At 60.4% G+C, this 6851-nt stretch carries 6 protein-coding genes; 1 reads left to right on the top strand and 5 read right to left on the bottom strand.

The window, feature by feature from the left end:
* Positions 1-572: 572 nt before the first annotated feature.
* Complete coding sequence (locus AC6CHY_RS17390) at positions 573-1769, top strand: hypothetical protein (protein ID WP_498227544.1); 1197 nt, start codon at positions 573-575, stop codon at positions 1767-1769.
* A 30-nt stretch (positions 1770-1799) separates the two neighbouring features.
* Here the strand turns inward: AC6CHY_RS17390 and AC6CHY_RS17385 are convergent, their stop codons facing one another.
* The 5 genes from AC6CHY_RS17385 to AC6CHY_RS17365 all read right to left on the bottom strand — a co-directional run bounded on the left by AC6CHY_RS17385 (position 1800) and on the right by AC6CHY_RS17365 (position 6481).
* A complete protein-coding gene (locus AC6CHY_RS17385) occupies positions 1800-2954 on the bottom strand; it encodes a hypothetical protein (protein ID WP_498227543.1) in 1155 nt (384 codons plus the stop codon).
* On the bottom strand, positions 2951-3433 hold the full coding sequence (locus tag AC6CHY_RS17380; RefSeq protein ID WP_498227542.1) for a DUF4365 domain-containing protein: 483 nt from the start codon (positions 3431-3433) through the stop codon (positions 2951-2953). Before AC6CHY_RS17380 ends, AC6CHY_RS17385 begins: the two co-directional genes overlap by 4 nt.
* A gap of 194 nt (positions 3434-3627) precedes the next feature.
* On the bottom strand, positions 3628-4407 hold the full coding sequence (locus tag AC6CHY_RS17375; RefSeq protein WP_498227541.1) for a type II secretion system F family protein: 780 nt from the start codon (positions 4405-4407) through the stop codon (positions 3628-3630).
* Positions 4404-5255, bottom strand: coding sequence for a type II secretion system F family protein (locus AC6CHY_RS17370; protein WP_217389936.1), 852 nt, complete (start codon positions 5253-5255; stop codon positions 4404-4406). Before AC6CHY_RS17370 ends, AC6CHY_RS17375 begins: the two co-directional genes overlap by 4 nt.
* Positions 5252-6481 carry a TadA family conjugal transfer-associated ATPase gene (locus tag AC6CHY_RS17365; RefSeq protein ID WP_217389937.1) on the bottom strand — a complete coding sequence of 410 codons (1230 nt, stop codon included), beginning with the start codon at positions 6479-6481 and terminating at the stop codon, positions 5252-5254. Before AC6CHY_RS17365 ends, AC6CHY_RS17370 begins: the two co-directional genes overlap by 4 nt.
* Positions 6482-6851 lie beyond the last annotated feature (370 nt).

Genomic DNA, 6851 nt, shown 5'->3' with positions numbered 1-6851 from the left:
TTTTCCACCGAGGGGGCTTTCTGCGCGTTATCGAGGACCGTTCAGCCCGCTAGTCGGTATTGGTCCTGGCGGGATCGACATACACCGAGTATTCGCACAGTTCGTTATTGTCGGTCAAGTCGAAGGCGAGCTTGTCTGCATCTGTCCACCTCCGTCACGACGACGGGTGACAAACGAACCGTCCTCGAAGGTTATGTTTCAGCTAGAGGAGCCCTCCATCCGCGCGCTTAGTGACATACGATCCGTCGGCGTACACCTCTATCCGCGCGCCGTCACCGTCTTCCAAAATTGCCACCGGAACGAACTCTTCGTCCGTGTCATCCCATTCCATCGCCGCTCCCTCCGACTTGTGCGCACCATGATAATTGCCGCTTGCGCGTTGGAACAGGCAGACGACTCACGTGAGCCGTTTCGCGGATCATTGGCGCTCGGAGCTAAGATTCGAGGAGCACCGGGGGGTCCGGGCTATCGGGGGGGCTTGACGGCCTCAATACTTAAATGAGGTAAACGTGTCGGAACGTAGCTTGGCGAACCTTGAAGTTCGCGCAGCTGTTCGAAATCTAACTGAATTCATGGACAAGACAGAAGCCTCAGCTCGCTCCATAGACGGTCCTCCACGCGATGTAAAAGCCATCCATACAATTGCGATGTATCTTGATCGTCTAATCAGTAGTGAGGCCTTCTGGGATGCATTGGGCAGTTCCCAGCTTCCACTTCAAGACGCCGTGACACAACAACTATTGAGCCTCGGCAAGACGGCTGCCGCCATCATTCCTCGGGAAGAATACCTGATCGAGTTTCGGGAAATCTTCGTCCCTGGGCTTCAAGACCTTAATCAACTTCTTAGTGCTATGGTTCGCGAAGGCTCGGCGCGCCACAGAGCTATGCCGGGTGCAGTTCGTAGAGCTATCTCTGACCTAACAAGGGCAGTCAACCTCTATTCTCGGCCTTCGTCAGATGACGTGGTGGACTCAGAATTTGACCGATACGTGGAGAACTCCGTGAGCGAAACCGAACTCTTGCGCGCTCAACTCGAAACCAGTCAAACCGAACTGGACATTCACGCGGAACGCGCAAAGGCCGCCGAGATGCGAGCTGAGCAGCTCAGTTCCCATGTAAATCGACTTCACAAAGCCGTCTCCGACTTGGAGGCTAAAGTCATCGAGTATGCCGAAACAGAAGTGACCCTGAACAGCATGGTCGACCTAGCCCTTGATGAAAAAGCACTAATTACGAAAATTCGAGATGAAGTACAGACCCTCGCCGCCAGCGCCGCCGATAACGTAATGGCGGGAAATTACGAGAAGCTGGCTGAGGACCACGCTGAGAAGGAACTCTTCTTTCGAAATGCTGCATTGATACTCTTTGGTGTTTCTACCGTTGGAGCAGCTCTCATTGCTTGGAACGTAGGATGGTTTGGCACGACAGCCGCGGGAAGTTCACCGCTTGAGTTCTGGAGCAGTGTGGTCAAGAAGATGTTGGTAGCTGGCGGGCTCGCCGGAATTGGACTCTACTGCTCACGGTTAGCCAGCCACCACAGACGAATCGAAGTGTGGTCCAGAAGCCTTGGTGTTCAACTGAAAACCCTCGAATCTTATCTCGGGGGCATCAAGGATGAAACCCTCAAGGATTCGATACGCGAGAAGTTCGCCGGACTGACATTCGGCGGACCGCCCCAGCTCCAAACTACGAGCAGGGGTGTTCAGGCCAATGATGCCAAAGCAATCACAGAAATAGCCACAGCCGTTACCACGGCCTTGCGGCCCTAACGTCAAAGAGCATGGGGCCATATCGGCTACCTAAAAGAGGGTTTCCGCTTCAAAGCCAGGCCGAGTCTCGCCAATAATCCTGATGTTGTTCGGCGCATAGAGCCAGTAAACGTTTCCCTCTCGTTCTAGTCGCCCGGATATTTGTATCCTGCGATCAGATCGGTGGGCCTCCAGTGCAACAGCATACTGCTCAGCGTTCAATCGCACGCGAGCCCTGTTGACGTAGCTTCCGGGGTCCGTATGGAGCCGAATTACACGGTCCTCGGAGCTAGCTACGTGGCTCAGAACAACAACATCGCCGGAAAGAGTAACGTCTGTAGGCTCATAGGCCTGCGAGAAACGGACCGCGACTTTATCCAGGATCGGCGCTTCAACCGCTTTGAACACGAACTCATGTTGAGCTCGCTGCCGTGAGGGCTCGCCGCGGATTACCTCGATTGCTGCGTCTCCGTCCCGTGCAGTCTCTCCAAGGGCTTTGACAAATTCATAGGACAATCCGAGCGGCACGGCTTCAACAAATACATCCAAATTAGGCCGCGTCCGGTATTGGTCAAGGCACTCCCGTGCCAGCTCAAGACCGTGTTCGAAAGTGTCCATGATTTCCCGTCCGCTTGCCGTCTGTATCTGATTCGGCGCAGCGGTGTGGGCATTATCTTCAGACGTCTTGGAAAGATGGAACCTCTTATCAGATGGGGTATGCGCCGTGATGATAAAACTCCCGACAGCGGTCTGACCCATCAAGCATTCTTCCATGAAACGCTTCGCCAGAAACGCGCTGGAGTTACCGTGGTACATCTTAGGTTCACGAGTGGACTTCGCCGATGCTAGTAACATGCCACGCGCTGACGCATACAAAGTTTCGCCCTGGTCCCAGGGAATTAGGCCCGCGGCGACGCTCGTTTGTTTCTGCCAGTGTGTCTTTTCGAGGGCGGCTGCCTCACTAATTTTCAAAAGCTCGAAGTAGCGACTTGCTTCGCCTCCCAGACGTGCAGACACTTCCTGTGTTGCCACATTCAGTAGCCTTGCAAAATCCGCACGCGCCGGGTCCCGCGGCAGGACAATTTCATTCTGACCGTCCGCGGCCGCCCACACGTCAAATAGTCCAGGCATCCCTCCGACACGGTGCCAGTCGAAATGATCCAACAATGTCGCCATCAAGTCGACTTGATTCTGATCAACTTTCATGGCTTTCCGCCTTGCCCTATTCGTTCCATGATTCCGCAAAGTGCAACGTCATCGAAAATATTCGACAGTGGCGCTCGAAAACTCGGTCTTGCTGCGCTACTCACTGCTGCACCAGACAGGTTCACCCAGTACGAACAGTGTCGAACAGTGAGAAAATCACGACTTGCCGCTATCCAATCAGATTGTTCCTCCGGAAGCGACATAACAACTGCAATTTGATGCACAGTCTTGTTCGGGCTCCGGAACTCGTTGTAGCGGTCCTGGCGCATGTTTGAGGTTATGTAATCGGGCCCGTCCAGGGCGAACTGTGTCGTAGATTTCAGTTGAACGGCTAAGTACGCTGTTCGGCCCTGCAAATGACTCGATGAACGGTGACTAAGTAAAATGTCGACGCCTTCATCAACTTCAGGGTTTCCGGCAATTACGCACCCCGCTGCTGCAGCCACAGCGCGAAGGTATCCGATTTGGAATGCTTCCATATGGTTCGTTAGTCGTTCAGGCGACCCGCGTAGAACGTGTGCCCCTACGCTCATGAATTTTCCCCCTGCATGAAGCAATCGTAACCTCAGCTATGCAAAAAAGTTGCCCTAACTACAGTCAGTTTCATCCGAGGAGAGACGCGCCCTCCAGCTTTCAGGACGTATGACCAAGGCATCTTAGGCTCAGCTTGAATTCAATGCCGACAATGGGCCTTTGACACCCGCTCGCTGGCCACGGTGATGGCGTCGACGAAGCGTGTCATCGCCGTGAGCTGGATCCGGTCGGACATGTCAGCAAGTGCCCCGGCCAGGGTCGAACCGGCGCGGACGTGGGCAAGCGTGAGCGCGAATTCCTCGCTCAGTGCGCCCCGGGAGGTGCGGGCCACCCGCTCGATCGACCCCACCGTGCTTTCCCCCGCGGCCACCGCCAGCGCCATGAGCTCGGCGATCGTGGGGAACTGATTCAGTATCCGCTTGCTGCGCCGGGTGGTCTGCTCCCCCAGATACCAGTCACGCAGCAGGTAGCCACCCACCGCGCAAAAGACCAGGACCACCAGCGCCAACATAGGGTTGAAGCGCCCGGCCACGATGTTCAGGCCGATCAGGGCGGCGCCGAGCAATGTCAGCCCGGCCGACCACAAGAGCTGCTGCGCCCGGAAATCCAGCACGCCGATCCGCAGTCCGGCCCGCGCAAGGCGCCGCGCCAGCGCCTCGTTGCTAGGATTCAGTCGCTGTGACATCCGGGCCACGTCGGCCAGGGCCGGGCCGACGATGCGACCGAGCGGCCCGAAGGGGGTTTGCGCCGCGAGCGGCTCGACGAGGATCCGGGAACCGTTCCTGCCTGCCCGCAGGTGCGGGGCCACGCGTTGGGCGAAGGTCACCGGGCGCATCGCCGGGATGCGGACGAGCACGAGCCATAGCCCGCTGCCCAGGCACAGCCCCAACACCAGGGACAGGATCGTGGTGGTGCTCATCGAAATACCCGTTCTTCCTCGGGCAGGCGTCCGATGCGCATCATTGCCCGATAGCAAATGAACGACACCACCAGTCCCCCGACGAGCACCAGCATCCCGGTGACCGTCGAGTAGGCGTAGACGGCCGCGGGCTGGCTGGCCAGGAGCAGCAGGATGACCCACGGGGCGGCGATGGCCAGCCGGGCCGCCGACACCGTCCAGGACTGCCGGGCCTCGAGTTCCCCGCGCGTGCGGGCCGAATCGCGCAGGAAGGAGCTGAGAGTGCCGAGCATTTCCCCCAGGTCGGTGCCCCCGACCTCGCGGGTGATGCGCAGCGCCTCGACGATCTTGTCGGCTACCGGGTCGGCCAGGCGCGCCGCGAGGCGCTCGAGGGAGTCGTTGAAGCGAGCGGTCGCCCGGTAGTCCAGCCCGAAGTCGGTAAAGGCCGGGCGCAGCGCTTCCGGCCCCTGCTGGCCCAGCTGGGTCAACGCCTCCGGCAGCGACATCCCTGCCCGGATCGCCGAGCGCAGGTGGTCGACGACGTCTGGCCACTGCTCGCGCAGGTTCGCCGCGCGCTTGGTGGCCTGGTGCGCCACGAGCACCCACGGAGCACCTGTCCCGAACCCGGCGAAGGTCAGCGCAATCAACGGCGCGCCTGTAAGGATTAGGACGATCAGCCCGACGATGACACCGGCGGTGATCGAGGCGGAAATGAATCCTCCCCGGGTGACCTTGTCCAGGCCCGCACGCAGCAACAGGATTTCGATCCGCCCGTTGGCGGCCCGGTTTCCCGCCCCCGCCACCGCGGTGAAGGAACGGTAGACCAGCAACAGACCGAAGCCGAGGGTCAGACCCAGGAAAATGCTCATGCCACCAGCCGCCCCAGCTCCGCGACGTCGATGCCGGCGTCGAGCAACTTTGGGTGCGCCAGGTCGGCGGCGGGCTGAAGTTCAAGCACTCCTTCGACGTGTTCAAACAGCGTCGTGGTCTCGATCGCACCGTTTTCCACGCGGCGCCCCAGCGCCATGATCTCCCCGACGAAGCGCCTACCCGCGGCATCGCGCCGGCAATGGACCACCAGGTCGATGCACGCGGCGACGGTTGGAACCACGAAGGCCGAGGAAATGTTTTCCCCGGCCAGCAGCGGCAGCGTGCAGATCTTCGTCAGCGCGTCGTGCGCCGAGTTGGCGTGGACCGTTGCCAGCCCGGGGATTCCGGCGTTCAGGGCGATCAGCATGTCCAGGGATTCGGCCTCCCGCACCTCTCCGATGATCAGGCGGTCCGGGCGCATGCGCAGTGCCTCCTTGACCAGCCGCCGCATGTTGATCTCGCCGTGCCCCTCCAGGTTCTGTTGCCGGGTCTGCAGGCCCACCACGTCGCGCAGGTTGATCTTGAGTTCGAAGATTTCCTCGATGGTGACCACGCGCTCGCGACTGCCGATCGAGGAGGCCAGGCAGTTGAGCATCGTCGTCTTCCCCGCCTGGGTGGCGCCTGAAACCAGCACGTTCAGCCCGGCGCCGACCGCGGTGTCCAGGTACAGCGCCGCCTGCCGGGACATCGAGCCGAGCTCCACCAAGTGGTCGAGCCGGGTGGCCCGCGCAATGAACTTGCGGATGTTCACGGCCCAGTGCCTGCGGGTGATGTCGGGGATGACCACGTGGAGTCGCGAGCCGTCGGGCAGCTGGCAGTCAACGAACGGCTGGGAAAGGTCAAGGCGCCGCCCGGACGACTTGAGCATGCGCTCGACAAGTGCCGGGATCTCGGCCTCGGGGAGCCTGATTGAGGTTAGTTCCGAGGTTCCTCCGCGGGCAGCAAAAACTTCGTTCGGGCCATTGATCCAGATTTCCTCGACGTCGGGGTCATCGATCAGCGGTTGAAGTGCGCCGAGTCCGGCTACTGCATCCATGACCCTGCGTCGGGCGATGCCCAATTCCCCCAGTGCCGGCAGAACCCCGAGCAGGGATCGTTCATCGTAGTCGCGGACGACCTCGTCAACCAGCCGCCGGACCTCGCCCACCTGCGTGGTCGGGTCAAGCCCGTGCCTGCGGATGAGTTCGCGTACCTCATCCTCGACTATCGCCAGTCCGTCAGCCATCGTGCTTCCCTACCGTGAACCGCGCCCGGTGGTCACCGGGTGAGGCGCCGTTCGCCAAGGCATGCGGGGAGGCGATGCTGGGGGTGGCCTTGCGGCGCGCCCCCGGATGGCTCGTGAGCGGCGATATCCAGTTAGTTGCTTGACGCAATACCGCGACCATACCCGCGCGCCGGGCATGCTTCAAGGTTCCTGCCAAATATGTGGATAAACGGCCAGGGCCCGCACCCGTTCCGTCCACAGCCGGGCACGGAACCGGCGCCGGTGCGCCGCCGGAAACCCTAGATTGGGAGCGGATCCGGGGTACGCCGGGGACCCCGGCAGCCGGTGATGGCCGGAGCGCTCCGGCACAGGCGCAACTACCAACGTCGGC

The sequence above is a fragment of the Paeniglutamicibacter sp. GQ140 genome (genome assembly GCF_059759235.1).
Note: the sequence above shows the minus strand (reverse complement) of the source record. Positions and strands in the feature narration are given on the sequence as shown.

Excerpts from the sequence above, each read along its gene's own strand:
- AC6CHY_RS17385 (WP_498227543.1), bottom strand. The coding sequence starts at position 2,954 with ATGAAAGTTGATCAGAATCAAGTCGACTTGATGGCGACATTGTTGGAT.
- AC6CHY_RS17365 (WP_217389937.1), bottom strand. The coding sequence starts at position 6,481 with ATGGCTGACGGACTGGCGATAGTCGAGGATGAGGTACGCGAACTCATC.
- AC6CHY_RS17380 (WP_498227542.1), bottom strand. The coding sequence starts at position 3,433 with ATGGAAGCATTCCAAATCGGATACCTTCGCGCTGTGGCTGCAGCAGCG.
- AC6CHY_RS17390 (WP_498227544.1), top strand. The coding sequence starts at position 573 with ATGGACAAGACAGAAGCCTCAGCTCGCTCCATAGACGGTCCTCCACGC.
- AC6CHY_RS17370 (WP_217389936.1), bottom strand. The coding sequence starts at position 5,255 with ATGAGCATTTTCCTGGGTCTGACCCTCGGCTTCGGTCTGTTGCTGGTC.
- AC6CHY_RS17375 (WP_498227541.1), bottom strand. The coding sequence starts at position 4,407 with ATGAGCACCACCACGATCCTGTCCCTGGTGTTGGGGCTGTGCCTGGGC.